The sequence below is a fragment of the [Clostridium] scindens genome (assembly GCF_019597925.1).
Classification (GTDB): domain Bacteria; phylum Bacillota; class Clostridia; order Lachnospirales; family Lachnospiraceae; genus Clostridium_AP.
On record NZ_CP080442.1, the window covers coordinates 2,969,902 to 2,986,586 of the forward strand.

Annotated in this window: 15 protein-coding genes; 1 reads left to right on the plus strand and 14 read right to left on the minus strand. The window is 39.1% G+C overall.

All coding sequences use genetic code 11. From position 1 onward, the window contains the following. Nucleotides 1-19 precede the first annotated feature (19 nt). The 9 genes from K0036_RS14145 to K0036_RS14185 form a co-directional block, all read right to left on the minus strand. Nucleotides 20-670 (minus strand): ABC-2 transporter permease, encoded by a 651-nt coding sequence (locus K0036_RS14145; RefSeq protein ID WP_220430019.1) that lies wholly within the window; start codon nt 668-670, stop codon nt 20-22. Continuing rightward, the gene (locus K0036_RS14150; RefSeq protein WP_259283313.1) at nt 667-1,371 is read right to left on the minus strand and encodes an ABC transporter ATP-binding protein; all 705 of its coding nucleotides are present in this window, start codon (nt 1,369-1,371) and stop codon (nt 667-669) included. Before K0036_RS14150 ends, K0036_RS14145 begins: the two co-directional genes overlap by 4 nt. Before the next feature lie 42 nt (nt 1,372-1,413). Next, the gene (locus K0036_RS14155) at nt 1,414-2,736 is read right to left on the minus strand and encodes a radical SAM/SPASM domain-containing protein (protein WP_220430020.1); all 1,323 of its coding nucleotides are present in this window, start codon (nt 2,734-2,736) and stop codon (nt 1,414-1,416) included. A gap of 1,878 nt (nt 2,737-4,614) precedes the next feature. Next, on the minus strand, nt 4,615-4,881 hold the full coding sequence (locus tag K0036_RS14160; RefSeq protein ID WP_220430021.1) for a hypothetical protein: 267 nt from the start codon (nt 4,879-4,881) through the stop codon (nt 4,615-4,617). Between the two features lie 193 nt (nt 4,882-5,074). Next, entirely contained in the window at nt 5,075-8,092 is a 3,018-nt protein-coding gene (locus K0036_RS14165) for a type 2 lanthipeptide synthetase LanM family protein (protein ID WP_220430022.1), read from the minus strand. A gap of 81 nt (nt 8,093-8,173) precedes the next feature. After that, entirely contained in the window at nt 8,174-8,323 is a 150-nt protein-coding gene (locus K0036_RS14170) for a hypothetical protein (protein WP_220430023.1), read from the minus strand. A 22-nt stretch (nt 8,324-8,345) separates the two neighbouring features. After that, nucleotides 8,346-9,671 carry a sensor histidine kinase gene (locus K0036_RS14175; RefSeq protein ID WP_220430024.1) on the minus strand — a complete coding sequence of 442 codons (1,326 nt, stop codon included), beginning with the start codon at nt 9,669-9,671 and terminating at the stop codon, nt 8,346-8,348. Then, nucleotides 9,671-10,384, minus strand: coding sequence for a LytR/AlgR family response regulator transcription factor (locus K0036_RS14180; RefSeq protein WP_220430025.1), 714 nt, complete (start codon nt 10,382-10,384; stop codon nt 9,671-9,673). The genes K0036_RS14175 and K0036_RS14180 overlap by 1 nt, the downstream gene beginning before the upstream one ends. Nucleotides 10,385-10,393: 9 nt before the next feature. Further along, nucleotides 10,394-10,948: a hypothetical protein gene (locus K0036_RS14185; protein WP_025642675.1), complete on the minus strand. Its 555-nt coding sequence runs from the start codon at nt 10,946-10,948 to the stop codon at nt 10,394-10,396. Between the two features lie 129 nt (nt 10,949-11,077). Between K0036_RS14185 and K0036_RS14190 the strand changes: the two genes are divergently transcribed. Then, nucleotides 11,078-11,398, plus strand: coding sequence for a helix-turn-helix domain-containing protein (locus tag K0036_RS14190; protein WP_049947225.1), 321 nt, complete (start codon nt 11,078-11,080; stop codon nt 11,396-11,398). Nucleotides 11,399-11,517: 119 nt separating this feature from the next. On the opposite strand, the gene trxB is transcribed toward K0036_RS14190, so the two are convergent. From trxB to K0036_RS14215, 5 genes are all read right to left on the minus strand, one after another. Further along, the gene (gene trxB / locus K0036_RS14195) at nt 11,518-12,432 is read right to left on the minus strand and encodes a thioredoxin-disulfide reductase (protein ID WP_220430026.1); all 915 of its coding nucleotides are present in this window, start codon (nt 12,430-12,432) and stop codon (nt 11,518-11,520) included. A gap of 25 nt (nt 12,433-12,457) precedes the next feature. After that, on the minus strand, nt 12,458-14,824 hold the full coding sequence (locus K0036_RS14200; RefSeq protein WP_025642669.1) for a ribonucleoside triphosphate reductase: 2,367 nt from the start codon (nt 14,822-14,824) through the stop codon (nt 12,458-12,460). A 160-nt stretch (nt 14,825-14,984) separates the two neighbouring features. Further along, a complete protein-coding gene (locus K0036_RS14205) occupies nt 14,985-15,677 on the minus strand; it encodes an anaerobic ribonucleoside-triphosphate reductase activating protein (RefSeq protein ID WP_025642666.1) in 693 nt (230 codons plus the stop codon). Between the two features lie 12 nt (nt 15,678-15,689). Continuing rightward, complete coding sequence (locus K0036_RS14210) at nt 15,690-16,277, minus strand: TetR/AcrR family transcriptional regulator (protein ID WP_173693971.1); 588 nt, start codon at nt 16,275-16,277, stop codon at nt 15,690-15,692. A 41-nt stretch (nt 16,278-16,318) separates the two neighbouring features. Next, complete coding sequence (locus K0036_RS14215) at nt 16,319-16,588, minus strand: acylphosphatase (RefSeq protein ID WP_009248816.1); 270 nt, start codon at nt 16,586-16,588, stop codon at nt 16,319-16,321. Nucleotides 16,589-16,685: the final 97 nt, after the last annotated feature.

Sequence of the window (16,685 nt, forward strand, 5' to 3'; positions counted from 1 at the left end):
ACACAATCATATAACGATTTTAATTTTTAGAATTCAAACATCTTATGGAAATAGATACGGAACATAATATAACTATAACGCTTAAAATATTAATACTAATCAAAGCACACGCACTTATCACAAATTTTTGATATACCACTTCAATATCTAAAATATATTTGAGTAGCACTAATCCCCATGTTGGTAAAAAAATCATGATTGCCGCCAAAAGAACTTTTATTTTTGCATAAGAAAACTTGTAATAAATCGGGAAGAATATACCTATTGTTAGACTAAACACAAAAAATACAATTGACATCTCCGAATAGTTTAATTGAGAAAATACAATATTTAAATATACTCCTACATTTTCCATTCCTTTATAATATATTATAGCAAATATGAAAATCAGAATCGCTAATATATATTTCGCCAATACAAGTCTGTTCTTACCAAAGGGCAATGCTAGCATATATAAATTCCCTTTATATTTATCCTCGTTTAAAAAAATATTATTAAAAAGAAAATATATTGAAAAATTTAGAGTAATCATTAATGTATAAATCCCACTATATTGTCCACCACTCTGCTGATTCAAAAAAATAGGAATACCAATTAACACTATTATGGATAGCCAAAAATAATTCCCTGCTAGTTTTATCTCTTTCTCTATCAAGGTTAATATTTTCATGCTTTTCCTCCTTCAGTTATTAAGTTCGCCATCGCGGCTTCCACAGTTGATTCACCCATGAGGAACTCTTGTTTTGTAGCTTCCTTTAAAATTCTCCCTCTATCCATAAGAATAATATTATCTCCTATTTTATCCAGATCTGATGTGATATGCGTAGAAAACAAAATAGTTCTTCCTTGCTTTTTTTGATCTATCATTTCTTTGCAAAATAATTGTCGTGTTTTTGGGTCTAAACCACTCGTTGGTTCGTCAAATATTAAAATTTCCGCATTATGAGATAGCGCAAGTGCTAAAGCATATTTCATTTTCATTCCTTGGGAAAGCGTTTCTATTTTTAGTTTTGAGTCCAACTTATAGTTCTTTAAATATCCTTGATATACTTCTTCATCCCAGTTCCGATAGGCTGCTGAAATAATTTTTTTCATTTCTTCCAACGTTAAATTTTCATAAAAATATCCACTATCAAAAACTATTCCTATTTTTTCTTTGTACTCTTCCTCATGATGTCCAAGCATTAACCCGTCAATAATTATTTCCCCGAAATCATAGTGTAGAACTCCTATCACACATTTCAATACGGTTGTTTTCCCTGCCCCATTATTTCCTATAAGCCCTGTAATTTTCCCACGTTCAACCGAAAAGCTAACTTTATCAATTTTGAATTTACCGTATTCCTTTTTTAAATTTTTAACACTTAACATATCTATTCTTCCTCTATGCTATCTGTTTACTTCTTTTAATTTTTACACAAATGGCACATTTTTTATCCATTTACATTTTCCAGCCTTCTCTTTTCCTGCCACAATTCCTCTTAGTATACATGATGAGCAAAAAAGCCTTTTTTCACACTCACTGCACTCATCTGACAATGCATCTGGCGCTTCTAATTCCGAAAATGTAATGAAATCACTTTGTTTTTCATCATATATACTTTTTATATTCTGTTCAAAAACATTTCCCCATTGATAATCTGTATACTCTCCGGTATCCATTGTGCATATTTTTATATCTCCTGTAGCAGCAATAGTTACGTGTGAAGATAAACAACCACAATTGGGGCTCTGTCTAAATTCGTCGCTATTTAGAGTATTTATAATTCCCTCGTATTTTTCATTAATCCTTTCTATTGTTTTAAACAACTTTATCTGCATTTCTTGATCTAATAAAATGTCTTGTTCAGAGTACACAGCCCTTCCTAATTCTATAACCGAAGACGGGACATACATTTTTATTCCAAGAGAATACACCCAATCTGCGATCTTTTCCACTTCATCTATATTTCTTTTAGTTACAGTTGTTGCAATTCTCATTTTAACATTATTGCCTGCCAACTCTCTCACATTGCTTTTAATTATTTCTGCTATGTTTTTTACTCCTGTAAACCACTCTAAATATTCATCCTCCAAACTATGTATATCAATTTGTACAAACACCCTATCTCTATTGCATATAATAATATCTTTTATCTCTTTGGTTAATGCAACGCCATTTGTCAATATATTAATATGAAGAAAGTCTAGCGAAAGGGCATATAGCAGAATTTCTTTAAATTGAGAATGAATCAGGCACTCTCCTCCTGTAAGTTCAATAACCCATGTTCCAATATCATTTAAATCCTTAAGTAATTTCTTTATCCGTTCTATTGGCATACTTTTCTGATTTAAACAATCAAAACTCCCATAACAATGCAAACACTTAAGATTACATTTATGAGTAATTTCTAAAGATGCTACATGTGGATACAAATTCTGTCGTTTTTCTTCGACCTTTTTCTCTTTAGGATGTGAACTAGTCCGAATACTTAGTCCATACTCTTCTTCTAATTCTTCCAGAAAAGGAACTAACTTCCCTTCAACTTCTTCTATACTTGTCTCGTATTTTTGCGAAAAATACTTTACTATATCATCAAATGTATACATGCCATTAATTCTAAGAATAATTTCTTTTGCTATATTATTAATCATTCTTTTTTCTATTTCTTTCCCTTTGAAAACGTATAAACAAATTATATCTGCATTTATTGATTCAATTAAAATTTCATCGTCCCAAAATAAATACTCTTTCATAATTTTTCTCCCTGAATAATACGATTATTTTTAAATACGCGACAATGTAAAACTTTATTTAACATTGTCGCGTTTAACTTATCCAAATATATTAGCTGCTGATACATGACTTATTGCAGTTGCACTTGCCCAACACGCTGTACAGCCCGCACATCCCAAACAGGTCCATCCTCTAGCTACAATTTTTGGTGTTTTCATATTAGCCCCTCCTTCCATATCATTTTTTATAATCGATTATAATTATACTCTAACTATTTAGACTATTTATTTCAAGACTTTGACCCTCAAGAATATATATATTGACCATTATCGGTTATTTACAAGAAAATATCCGGAATATTCTTGTCCTGCTTTTTCAACATATTATATATAATACCTCCATAACCATTAAATAAACCCGGATTCATTTTTCTTGTGATAACAATGTAATATCTTTTCTCTTAAAAATATATTTTTCATCAATTGAGCATTCTTCAAAAAATGTTTTTGCCTTTTCTAAAACCAAAAAAACTCCCACAATTTCCATGGCATAAAGACCAACTAACTCTTCTCCAATATTTCACCAATTCTGATATGCTCGAAACATATCTGCATCTGTATTTTGAGCCTAACAATACATTCTTGACCGCAGGATCCCCGACACTCCATGGCACCATGCTATGGCTCCCACAGTATCCTGTACGCACTCATATGTTCGCATATCTTTCCCGTGAAGGATTATATAAAAATCTTCATAATCTAATATTTTTTTGTAAATTCAAAGTATTTACTTTTATTTGTTTTCTTCCACCCCCTACAAATGCCATCAAAATTTCATTATTCCCATGCTCCATTCCTGTCATCGGCACTTGTTTCTCGATTTACCAACCTACACCATGCTCTAAATTTAATGCTTTTTCCTGCAACCTATCTACTGCTTTTCTGCTAGTACTAAATACTTTTTTTCAGGGCATATATCATATAGTTTTAAAACCACCAAAACAGCAACTACATTCCACTTAAGAACATCATAATTTGTATCCGTTTGTATCAGCTGTTCCATTATTATTATATGTTTTTTAGCATAATCTAAATATATCTTTTCATTTTTGTACTGATATATAATAAGATACAATAATAGTATCCTATTTATCTCGGCAATTTCGCGATTATTTCGATATTTTTGCAAAAAACAACTTATTAACAACATACCTGCTAAACCGTAAGTGACGCATATCAATGCGTCCAAAATATACGAAAGTATTCCTTCTCCAAGTTTATGGAGTGAAATGCTCTAAGTTTCTATTTTTGATTAGAAGCGCATAATTCCTTTACGGACTTAGACCACGGCAGCAATCCCTCGATACCTTCGGGTTCATTCAGATACCCCGGCATCTTCACTAATAAGTGCTCCAAGTATTTTGGGACACCCAGCCCGGAAGCCTTTGCATACTTATAGAAAATGCTGACAGCAACATCGTTTTCTTTGCACCACTAATAATCACTGAGTCCACTGCTTCTGCAAGTTTGGATTATTTCCATCCATTGCTCATTGGACATTTTTCTTTTTGTCACTGATAAATCCTCCACAACTGCTGGAGTGAAATAGTCTATGGTTTTACGATAGCAGATCCAGGAGCGTAGACGTCTGAGAAAGACCTTAGAGCGAAATGCTCCAATATCGCAGATTCCGAAATGGAATATGAAGTGAATACTCCAACTGCGATAATTATTGCATAAAGACGGATCGCAAACTAGCCGTCCTTTTATGCGTCACTTACTATTTATCTTACATTTTCTATTCTAAACCTCGTAGGAAACATATAAAAGAACGGAAACGTCCAACCTTCTAAAATTAGCACGAATTAAACGTTCCGTTCCTTTCCTCACCCTATATTCTCATCTTATATCTATGATTTTCTGTAATATAAAACTTATAGAAAAGAGTACCAGAGGAACAACAATTACCGTCCATCCTGGAAGCCTGATAAATCCAAATATAAAATAGTAAATGCCCAGAATTACCAGGGCTCCCCCACTAGTTCTAGCAAATAATACAGGCTTTTTAAAATCATAATGCTTCCTGGCATAGGGAATTCTTCCTGTGATAATGCTATATCCACCATAACTTATGACAAGTATACTAAAAACTATCAAAGGTTTCATGATGTTCCTCCTTAATTTGGATCATTTTACCACATACCTCCTGCTTTCCAACATTTTCACCTCGTTTATTACTGAATTCTTTTCGTCCCAAGGTATTATTACACTTTCTGTTATTTTCATCTTGCCCAGTTTATATGAAAATTTCAAGACTCTGACCACAAGCATACATTTTTCTGACCCTAAAATATAATCATTATATTTTTTCTTCATTAAATAATGCAAATATAACATTTATCAAGTACCCCAAAATCCCTCCATATCCGTTCATCAGCCCAGGATTTACTATTTCTTGAGGAAGCAATCTAACAGAATCCCCCGGCAATCTTTTCCCCTCTCCTTCCACTTCTCCATAGAATCTCTCCGCTTCCTCCAATATCCACATGTTCCCGCATATCCCATGGCACAAGCACCAGCTGTCACGTTTCCAGTAATTTTTCATCTTTGCGTATGCCCGTGCAATGTCCGTCTCAAACCTAGATTTCCAGCAAATATCTCCTACTTCCTTATAGCATAAAAGTCGGGATAGCAATATGCCGCCAGCGCCATGGCACCACGCCACTGCTCCCGCCTCATCTACGCTTATTTCGTTCGTCCGTATATCCAGCCAGTTATTAATTTGTGCATTATATAGTGATTCTTCATACTTCCATACTTCTTCTGCTAATTCCCTGTATTTTTCTTTTTTTGTTCGAGCCCACAAGATAATGATAGGCATCAGAATTCCGCTATTACCATGTGCCATTCCTGCCATCGGCGCAGTCCCTTCTTCTATCCGCCAGCCAATGCCCTTTTCTTGTAGTTCAGCCTTTTCTATCAGAACTCCAACCGCCCTTTCAGCCATTTCCAGATATTTATTATCCCCGGCAATATCATAGAGTTTCAATAAAATCCATGCTGCTCCCGCATTCCCGGACAGAAGATCATAGTGTTCGTCTTTTTCTAACAGCTGGCGCAGAATTACTGCATGTTTCTTAGCATAATCTAAGTACTCATTTTTCCAACTCTGTTGATACAGCATGAGATAGACATATACAATGGACGCCTCTCCTTCATATGCCCCGGTATTCATAGACTCTAAGTTCTCAATCGAACCAGTCCCCCTGTCCGTGTAATCAAAAAGCATCTTTTTCAACACCTGATACATCCTTTTTACTTCTTCCCACCCATCAAACTGCTGTAACTGATACATTAGCAGAAGCATTCCTGCCAAACCATCATACAGATACATATTCATGGGCTTGATGTTCCATCTCATTCCCGTCTTTGATGTAAACTGTACGATATACCAACTTACTTCTGTTCCTGTCTGATTCCATACGGCATCTCGTATCAGCCTATCCGTTAGTCTTTTTATTTCCTTTTGTATTATCTCTACTTCCCAGCCTATCTGACTGCATTCTTCTACTCGATATACGTTATTTATATATTGGTCCTTATTTTCTGGCGTCAGTTCAAGCGCGACTTGAATCAGATCCCTTTGTTGCTCTAAGTCATTGCTATCAATACAATCCAGCCTTTTATAAAGTTCTTCCATATCTTTTTCATATAGACAGCGCTCAAAATATGGAATATCGCCTTTCAGTAGAGAACGCACTTCTTTTTCTACCAGTTCTTTATCTTCGTCATCTCTTCCTCTCCATAAGGAATATAAAAATATCTCTCTGTCTGCACCGTCCCTCAGCAGGCTGGGATGATAGGAACTCGACAGAAGCATGCTATAACGCTGCGTGTCCGCTGCCAGAAATCGAATTTTTGTATCTTCTAGATCCCTAAGCCTCATCTTGAATTCCTCTTTGCAATCAAGCACTGCCCGATATGCCTGTGTAAAGCCGGAAAGTATCTCTTCTTCATATCTAACAGGACTCTCAAAATTTCCATTCATTGTTGCCAGATTTTGTGCCTTTTGAGTCTGTGGATACCGATACTCAATATGCATTTGCGATGTCTTTGGATTTATAACCGTCGGAACTTTAAATGGATACGTCTGTCCTTCATTTCCTCCAATTCCGCTGCTGTCTATCCCTTTTCCTTCCCTATTCCAATGTGAATAAGGCAATAAGCCTGTTGCCAGCATGGAATGTGACAATCGGTAGTATATTTCTTCATCGGCCGTTTCTCTTTTGTGGCTATATGTAGTCGTGACTATCGTCTCGAGATCAATCAATACCGGATATTCTCCACAGGCGATTATATTTTCGTAATGCAAATCTTTTGTGCTAAGGAAATAAGTCAGAAACAACTGGACTCCCAGCCTTTTATAATACTCTCTTAACTCCTCTTGAGAATTGCAACTTTTATACTCTACGATGGAGCACCAGCTATGATCTGAAAAGGAGCGGATATCATACTCATACTGGCTGACTCCCGTCTTCTTACTCAGCCATCGTAGCATCCTCATATACTTCTGTTCATTTTCCATTGAACGAGGCTTGTACAATATCTCTTTCCCATTATCTAACTGAATCCTAATAACCTGTCGTCCTTGATTATGCACATCTGCAATTCCGCCTGTCATATGCGCAATCTTACAGACTTTGCTATTCGAACCTACAATGGACTGTATCTGCGCCCTATCCTTTTCAAAATAGTTTATGATTTCTACATAATAGGCTTCCAGATACTCCGTTCGTTCCCCAATACATCTGCATAAAACAGGATATTTTTCAAATAATGTCTTTTTAAATCCTGGCTTCCCTACGATTTCTTCGCAAAAGTATCTGTACTCTTCCCTTGTATCCTGGCCTTTTAACATTTTTTTAGTTTTGTAAGCATTTAATTCTGCAATAAGCGACCTCAAACAAATATTTTGTAATTGTGATGCTAAATGAAATGCAAAGTCATCATAAATGCTCTGTTCAAAACATCCCTCGCTCCCTTCCAATGCTTTTTTCAATCTTTTCAAAGAAGAATCTAGTATGCCTACGTAAAGTTCCGCAAAAAATATTGTTGGTTTGATTTTTTCTACGTTTACAGTTTTCATTTGGTTTTTAGAAGCGGTAAGTATTTTATTATATTTATCCAGCGCATCCCCATCATTAATTGTATATGGCTCGTCGCTCAGATAATTTTTAAAGTCCTCCTTGCATTCTATCAGATGCTGTATTGTATCTTCCCCCAGCAGTTTGGCCCAATATTCATACTTTTCTTTATTTAGCTTAGAGGATTGTTCATTTATATAATGCCTCTCAAATAAATAACTGCTATTCTCCATTGTTGGCCCCTTTATCTTTATATTTCAAAAGAGCAGAATGCCATAAAACCTATGACATTCTGCCTTTGTGGTTTTTGCTTTTTAACAACATAATATCGTTAAAAAATGAGTACAGTTAAACGTATACGAAGCTGCTTCCGCAAATTCATTTTCTTGAGAAATCAAATTCTCAACCTCCGTAATTTCCTCCATCAGATTGCCTGCGCAATCATATTGAACTTTTTCCTTCATAAAATCCCTCCCTTCTTCATTTTTAATTAGAATTCTCATTGTCAAAAAAAGAAATTTCCACACAGAACTGATTCTTATCTACTTGACAAGAGATTGTCCCATCGTACCTACGAACAATGCGCTCTATGCTCTTTAATCCATACCCGTGGCTACCAGCCTCCTTTTTCGACGTAATAAATTCACCGTTTTTGCACCGGGGTATTTCACCAATACTATTAGCGATTTCAATAAATAGCATCTGGTTCTGCTTCTCCATTTTAAAATTGATCCATGTATCATCCACATCCATCCGTCCGCAGGCCTCTATTGCATTGTCCAGAAGGTTTCCAAATAGCGAAATAATCTCTCTGTCCGTACAAGGAAATCCTGAAACAGGAACCGTTAGTATGTTCATTTTTATTCCCTTTTCTCTTGCCTCTGTCGACTTCTGGTTCAATATCAAGTCAATCATCACATTACCGGTCCACATTTGATCAGAAGTATTCATTATTTCTTGACTGATACTATCCAGATAGCAGTGCAAATTCCCCCATTCTTTTTCCTTCTCATAATTTCTAAGGACAATCAAATGATTTTTCATATCATGAATTACCTGGTGACTTTTCAACATCTCCTGATATTTTTCTTCCATCATTTTGTCCCTTAAAAGCAAGACTTCTCTTTCCTTCTTTAAATTCTTATATTGAAAAAGCAATATTCCGCAAAACATAATAACTATAGCAATAAAAAGTAAGGAAAGGCTACTGGCTCCGCCCCGCATTTTCTGAGTGTTCTGTATCATTTGATCCATCATGATTTGATATTTTCTCAATAGAATAATTAGAATTGCGCCTATTCCCAACATAGTATTGCGAAATTCCTTAACTACTTTATGAATATCATCAATTTTCTTATATAAATAAAGTATTCCTCCTCCAATCAGAAGCCGAGAAAAAATATATATCAACTGAGGCCACCATGTATCAGCATGAGCAAAAATCATATTAAGAAAATTTTGTTTTAAAAATTCCATGCTAACAAACGCAAAAACAAAATCCATCAAAGAAATTAATGTATAATACAAGAAAATAACTGAAAATATCAATAGAACATTTTTCCGATTAACAATCCACACACATGTTACCGTTACAATAACACAAAATAAAAGCATTATAATCGAAAAAAACACCGCGTTTCTATTTATTGCAAGCAAACACCCCAAGATTAAAATATTGCCCCAGATAATAACTTTGTCTTTCTTTCTAAGATACTCTTTTTCTAATACTATAAGATACATCAACTGGTAACAGAGCCACACCTCGCCGATGGATATCCCCAGCCGGATGATTCTCAGAACCGCATCATACATTAAAGCCCCCTCCAGTACAGGTGAATCTGTTCCTTAACCTTCGCAATCCTGGCCCTACTGATCATGGCCTTGTCTCCATTATCCAGATACAATGTATTTCCAGCCACTCTGGCAATATGCTTCATATTAACAACGAACCCTCGCTCAACCACTATAAATTCTTTGCTGTTTAATTCTCTCAGCAAGCACTCCAATGGTATACGTTCCCTGAAAATATCATTTACCGTCACATATTCCACATATTTAGCCCCTTTTAACTTACTGATGCTGATAATATCTTTATAATATATCTTTTTCTTGTCTGAAAATGTTCCGATCCATCTGTACTGCTCGTGTTCCTTGCTGATCTTATCTACCAGGCGTTTAACAACTAGCGGGAAGCGCGACTCCATATCCTTCTTCAATATGTATTGGTAAGCTTCAATTGTATAACTTTCTGCGGCGAATTCTGAATGGGATGTCAAATATACTAAGTACAGTTCTGGATATTTCTCTCTGACCATTTTTCCCAACTTGATCCCATTCATACCCGGCAGTTCTATATCTGAAAAGAGGATATCGAATTCTTCTTGCTTCGCTTTATCCAGAAAGTCTTCTGCATTTGTCAGGCAGCAAATATCCAAATCAGCCACTCCCATGCTTGATTCTTTCACGCACTTGCTTACGATTCTCATCATATCATCGTCATCTTCTATGATCGCAATTCTTATCATAAGTAACTCCTAAACAAATATGTAATGTCGGTTTCTATTGACATCATAGAATATTGCCTCTTGCTTCCGTATATATAAACGGAAGGTATGTTCCCATAATGCCTCTTCTCCCTCTTGTATTAACATTTTACCACAATAATAGGTATATTCGCCTTCTTCTTTTCCAGCCACCTTTGTTATTATATCTTCTACCGCGTCAGTTATCTTCATAGAATGCATCCGCGGATTCCATTTTCCCAGCAAATTCCTGACATTGGTTTTACTCAATGGCATTTTTTTATAATTCCATTTTGTCAAAGGAAAGACTTCCTCTACAGTCAGTTTCAAATGTGAAAGTATCTTTTGGAATTCTTTCTGGCCTTCTTCATAAGGAAATCCCAAATCCAAATATGCGTATATGTGCCACACTGCTTTCTGTAGATATAACTCTTCGTGAAACATCTCATATTTTTCCCGCAGCCAGGCAACACTTCTAATTAAGATATCTTTGCTCGAAAGTCCCAAGCCCTCTATGTTACATATCCCTAGTTTAATTACTTCAACCTGAACCGTATTATACAACATTGTACTTTTCCCCCTTTTTCATTTTATAGCGCGCAAAATTTACCATTAGTAAATCAGTTGCATATTAGTAAATTCTCATTTTCCTTTCCTGCTGGTAAAATGTACTATATAAAGGAGTTTGGTAGCATTATGACGATTGGAGAACGTATTAAATATTTACGCGAATCACAGGGAATGACCCAGAAGAAGCTGGCCGATTCCATTCACGTATCAGCAAGCCTTATGAACCGCATAGAGAAGGGCTCTTCCAATCCAAATCTGGATTGTATCTGCAATATTGCCGGTGCTCTGAAACTCACGCCTCAGGATATCCTATGTGATATTTTTATCTATCCGGATAAAAGTACTTCCGTTCCCGAACAAATAAAAATCGAGGTGGAAAAATTTTCACAGGAGAAGCAGAAGGTTATTCTTGAAACCTTGCAATTCCTGTCTTCCCGTTTAAAATAAGTATACCATAGACATCATGATTTTGTGGGGATCTGACCCTATAATGTTGATTTTCTGACCCTTAAATGCATATTATAATATCAAAAAGGACAGGTCTTTGCCTGTCCTTTTTGTTCTCCCTATTCATCCATCTCTTCTATATACTTGCAGGCTGCCAGTGCCGCAACTGCCCCGTCTGCCGCGGCAGTTGTAAGCTGGCGCACCTCCTTGGTGCGGCAGTCGCCAGCGGCAAAGACGCCCGGCATAGAGGTCATGCAGTCTTCCGCGGCGAGGATATAGCCATAGTCATCCAACTTCACAGTATCTTCAAAGGCCTGGTTATTGGGAACCTGTCCAACTGCGATAAAGATACCCTCTACCTTCTGTTCTGTTACCGCTCCTGTTTTCTTGTTCTGTATCTTGACTCCTTCCACCACGTCAGCACCCAGAATCCCGCTCACGACGCTATCCAGCACGAAAGTGACATTTTCCTTCTGCCTCAAGGTCTCCACGAGCCGTTTCTCTCCACGGAACTCGTCTCTTCTGTGAATGACATATACATGGCTGCAGTATTCGCTCAGGAAGGCAGCATCCTGCAATGCCGTGCTTCCGCCTCCCACGACGGCGACATCGCTTCCTTTAAAGAATGCGCCGTCGCAGACCGCGCAGTAAGATATGCCGGCGCCTATCAATTCCTTTTCCTTCGGTATCCCAAGATGGCGATGAGTGGTTCCTGTCGCCAGGATAACACTTTTGCAAGGAATCTCTCCATCTTCCGTTGCCACGATCTTATGGTTTCCGTCTTTCTTGACAGCCGTTACTTTTGTATAGCTTAGTTCCGCGCCAAAGGCCGAAACCTGTTCCATCATAGTTGTCGCGAATTCATTTCCGCTCATGCTGGCAATCCCCGGATAATTCTCCACATGGGGCGACAAAGTAATTTGCCCACCGAAGGTTGTTCCTTCGATGAGCATTACTTTTTTCCCCGCGCGCAGCCCGTAGATTGCAGCCGTCATACCGGCGATTCCGCCTCCGACAATCACAATATCATACATTGGACTACCTCCTCATAGAGTATTGTTAATTACTCTCGGTATATTTCTTAATATTGGATGCATTTGCAAGTTTTTCTACTTTGCCTTCTTCAATCACGATCAAAGTCGGCGCCTGTTTTACTCCATATTTCTCCACCAGATCTGCATGCTCCTCCGCATCTACGATCTCGTAATCAATGTTAGCCTTCTCCAGCATGGTCTTGGCCATGACGCAGTTCGGACAGGTCTTGGTGGTAAAGAGAAGCTTCTTTGGCTCTTGGGCTTCCTGCTTTAATACTTCATCTATATGTTCTTCTGCTTTTGCTTTTACCTGCAGTTTGGAATGGCTGAGGTCATATACCTTCCTGTCCTTGAATTCCTGGGCCTTTCCATCGTTCCAGTTCTGGACCGGACGGTAGTAGCCAGTAATTCTGCTGTATACTTCCGTAGTCTCCCCACATTCCGGACAACTATACTGTTCGCCGTTCAGATATCCGTGATTCTTGCAGATGGAATAGGTCGGCGACATGGTATAGTATGGCAATTTATAATTCTCGGCAATCTTACGGACCAGAGAGGCGGCTGCCTTCCAGCTTGGAAGTTTCTCTCCCAGGAATGCATGGAATACCGTGCCTGATGTATACAGCGTCTGAAGTTCATCCTGGATATCCAGGGCCTCAAAAACATCTTCCGTATAGCCCACCGGCAGATGAGAACTGTTAGTGTAATATGGTGTTCCATCGCCTTCCGCGGCTGTGATAATATCTGGGAACTGTGCTTTGTCATGCTTGGCAAATCTATAAGTCGTGGACTCTGCCGGAGTTGCCTCCAAGTTATACAGATCACCGTACTCTTCCTGATAAGCAGACAGGCGTTCCCGCATATGGTTCAGAACCTTCTTAGAGAATTCCTGCGTCTCTTCATGAGTCATATCCTTGCCAATCCAATTTGCATTCAGCCCGGCTTCGTTCATTCCAATCAGTCCAATGGTGGAGAAGTGATTGTCAAACGTTCCCAAGTAGCGCTTGGTGTATGGATACAGGCCTTCGTTCATCAGTTTAGAAATAACCACGCGTTTTACATGAAGGGATCGTGCAGATATATCCATCATTTTATCCAGGCGGGCAAAAAATTCCTCTTCATTCGCAGACTGGTAAGCAATCCTTGGCATGTTGATGGTAACTACTCCTACAGAGCCGGTACTCTCGCCGCTTCCAAAGAAGCCGCCGGACTTCTTGCGCAGTTCTCGCAGATCCAGGCGGAGACGGCAGCACATGCTTCTGACATCGCTTGGCTCCATGTCGCTGTTGATATAGTTCGAAAAATATGGCGTTCCATATTTGGCTGTCATTTCAAAGAGAAGCCGGTTGTTCTCTGTATCGGACCAGTCAAAATCACTGGTAATGGAGTAGGTCGGGATTGGATACTGAAAGCCCCTTCCGTGGGCATCCCCCTCGATCATGATCTCGATGAATGCCTTGTTGACCATATCCATCTCTTTCTTACAGTCTCCATAGGTAAAATCCATCTCTTTTCCGCCTATGATGGCCGGCAGGCTCGCCAGGTCATTGGGAACGGTCCAGTCCAGCGTAATGTTGGAAAATGGTGCCTGGGTTCCCCAGCGTGATGGTGTATTTACTCCATAGATAAAGGATTCGATGCACTTTTTCACTTCCTGATATGACAGGTTATCTGCTTTCACGAAAGGCGCCAGATAGGTATCAAAGGATGAGAATGCCTGAGCGCCTGCCCATTCATTCTGCATGATTCCAAGGAAGTTAACCATCTGATTGCACAGCACGCTTAAGTGTTTGGCCGGAGAGGAGGATATCTTGCCAGGGATCCCGCCAAGCCCTTCCTGTATCAGCTGCTTTAGCGACCATCCTGCACAGTATCCTGTCAGCATGGATAAGTCGTGGATATGGATATCCGCATTCCGGTGTGCCTGTCCAATCTCTTCATCGTAGATCTCAGACAGCCAATAATTGGCCGTGATGGCACCAGAGTTGCTTAAGATCAATCCGCCTACGGAATACGTGACGGTCGAATTCTCTTTGACTCTCCAATCCGTGATCTTTACATAACTGTCCACAATCTCTTTATAATCCAGCATGGTAGAGTTCAGGTTACGGATCTTCTCCCTCTGTTTTCTATACAGGATATACCCCTTTGCCACGTCTGCATATCCGGCCTTGATCAAAACAGCCTCCACGCTGTCCTGGATATCCTCAACATTAATCAAAGAATCCTTGATCTTTGGCTCAAAATCAGCTGTGACCTTCAATGCCAGCAAATCTATGATGTCCTGGTTATACTCTTTCTCCTGTGCCTTGAATGCTTTCTCAATTGCAACGCCTATCTTGGACAGGGTAAATTCTGCTACCTGTCCGTCGCGTTTCATTACTCGATACATAATCTGCGCTCCCCTTCCATGCTTTTTCATCTCAACTATTAATTCTATTTCGTCCGGTTCTTTTATGATACCACTTATTGTGTTTTTGCGTCAACAAAAATAACAATATATTGTGCACAAAATACATTTTCGCACAATATATTGTTATTGTATAGTTTTACTATAAACCGCGCAATTCCGCCGTTTGCACGCTTTTCTTCACGACTTCCAGCGCCTGGTTCATAATATCTTTATTATATCCGTGGAGCCCATCCTGTATCAAATCGCCGGAATCTACGAATTGCTGGAGATAATACTTATCGGCTCCTTCGATCCATTTTCCGATAGACTCAAAATCAGTACGCTGATGAAACTCCTGTACCACCGTTGTCCTGAATTCATAGGGTACTGATCCGCTCATCAGGTACTGAATGCTTTTTTCTACATTTCCGGTGTCATAGCCTTCAATGCCTATCGTCTTCCCATAACTTTCCCTGGAATTCTTGATATCCATAGCCACGTAATCCACCAGCCCTGCCGAGACGATCTTCTTTAACTTCTCCGGGAAGCTGCCGTTGGTATCCAGTTTCACCGCATATCCCATCTCTTTAATAGTTCCAAGAAACTCTTCAATCCCATGCTGGATCAGCGGCTCTCCCCCTGTGACGCATACGCCGTCCAGGATTCCCTGGCGTTTCTTCAGATGAGAGTACACCTCCTCAAGCGAAATCTCCTCATTCTTATAGGTGTCAATTACCAGAGATGCATTGTGGCAGAACGGGCAGCGAAAATTACAGCCCGCCGTAAATACCGTACATGCAACCTTCCCCGGATAGTCCAGAAGCGTCAGTTTCTGAAGCCCTTGTATAACCATACTTGTCCCTCCCTATGCCTTGAAATGCTCCATCATGATCGGCATGCACTCCTTGCTGTACTGCCCCAGAGAATATTCCCCTTTGTTCAGGCACCAGTCCGAAACCAGGGCGCGCTCGCACATGGCATAATAATTTGTGATCTGGCTGACCGCTACATCCGTCCGTATCTGTCCGCGCTTCTGCCCTTCTTCCACAATCTTGGTGATCAGTTTATAATAATTGCGGTTCCTGTCCAGCAGATGGCTCTGCCCTTCTGCCACAAGCTGCGTGGAATAAAGGGAGGCCAGCAGATCAATGCTGATCTTCTCCTCCATCATCGTATGCATCTCACAGTTTAAATATAGCAGTTTGAAGAAACTATTCATTTCCGGATCCATCTTTGCTTCCAATTCTTCATAGTAGTCATCCAGAATCAGGGATAACGTATTAAGAAGCTCATCTTTGGTATTGAAATAGTAATAAAACGAACCCTTCGATGTCCCGGACAGTTCGATGATATCGTCTACTGTCGTTCCATTATACCCTTTCTCATAGAAGAGCTGCCAGGCTGCCGAGACAATCCTGTTCTTTATGCTCTTTTTCTCTGTCTGTTTTTCCATCCCTATCTCTCCACGTCGTCTGTTTCTTCTATCTTACCACACTAGCGTACATAAAAACAACTCTCATCAACCGTAGGTATGTCTTTAGAATCAATCCAGTCGATGGAAATGAAGCCGTTCCTGTTAAGCCCTTCCATCAGTTTGTGTATCATGGGCTCCCTGCCTTGAATCTCCATCACTACCGTTCCGTCATATTCGTTCATTACCCAGCCTGTAAGTCCCAGGGACTTAGCCAGGTATTTGGCCGTATATCTGAATCCTACGCCCTGTACCCTGCCGTAGAAGACCAGGCGCTTTCTTACATCTGCCATATTCTCACCATTTCCCTTGTAAAGTTTTTTATTATTGTAATCCGATTGCATGGGAAAAGCAAACTTTGACACGTAACATTTTTAAAAAATGTTACGT

Excerpts from the sequence above, each read along its gene's own strand:
- K0036_RS14145 (WP_220430019.1), bottom strand. The coding sequence starts at position 670 with ATGAAAATATTAACCTTGATAGAGAAAGAGATAAAACTAGCAGGGAAT.
- K0036_RS14150 (WP_259283313.1), bottom strand. The coding sequence starts at position 1,371 with ATGTTAAGTGTTAAAAATTTAAAAAAGGAATACGGTAAATTCAAAATT.
- K0036_RS14155 (WP_220430020.1), bottom strand. The coding sequence starts at position 2,736 with ATGAAAGAGTATTTATTTTGGGACGATGAAATTTTAATTGAATCAATA.
- K0036_RS14160 (WP_220430021.1), bottom strand. The coding sequence starts at position 4,881 with ATGAAACCTTTGATAGTTTTTAGTATACTTGTCATAAGTTATGGTGGA.
- K0036_RS14165 (WP_220430022.1), bottom strand. The coding sequence starts at position 8,092 with ATGGAGAATAGCAGTTATTTATTTGAGAGGCATTATATAAATGAACAA.
- K0036_RS14170 (WP_220430023.1), bottom strand. The coding sequence starts at position 8,323 with ATGAAGGAAAAAGTTCAATATGATTGCGCAGGCAATCTGATGGAGGAA.
- K0036_RS14175 (WP_220430024.1), bottom strand. The coding sequence starts at position 9,671 with ATGTATGATGCGGTTCTGAGAATCATCCGGCTGGGGATATCCATCGGC.
- K0036_RS14180 (WP_220430025.1), bottom strand. The coding sequence starts at position 10,384 with ATGATAAGAATTGCGATCATAGAAGATGACGATGATATGATGAGAATC.
- K0036_RS14185 (WP_025642675.1), bottom strand. The coding sequence starts at position 10,948 with ATGTTGTATAATACGGTTCAGGTTGAAGTAATTAAACTAGGGATATGT.
- K0036_RS14190 (WP_049947225.1), top strand. The coding sequence starts at position 11,078 with ATGACGATTGGAGAACGTATTAAATATTTACGCGAATCACAGGGAATG.
- trxB (WP_220430026.1), bottom strand. The coding sequence starts at position 12,432 with ATGTATGATATTGTGATTGTCGGAGGCGGAATCGCCGGTATGACGGCT.
- K0036_RS14200 (WP_025642669.1), bottom strand. The coding sequence starts at position 14,824 with ATGTATCGAGTAATGAAACGCGACGGACAGGTAGCAGAATTTACCCTG.
- K0036_RS14205 (WP_025642666.1), bottom strand. The coding sequence starts at position 15,677 with ATGGTTATACAAGGGCTTCAGAAACTGACGCTTCTGGACTATCCGGGG.
- K0036_RS14210 (WP_173693971.1), bottom strand. The coding sequence starts at position 16,277 with ATGGAAAAACAGACAGAGAAAAAGAGCATAAAGAACAGGATTGTCTCG.
- K0036_RS14215 (WP_009248816.1), bottom strand. The coding sequence starts at position 16,588 with ATGGCAGATGTAAGAAAGCGCCTGGTCTTCTACGGCAGGGTACAGGGC.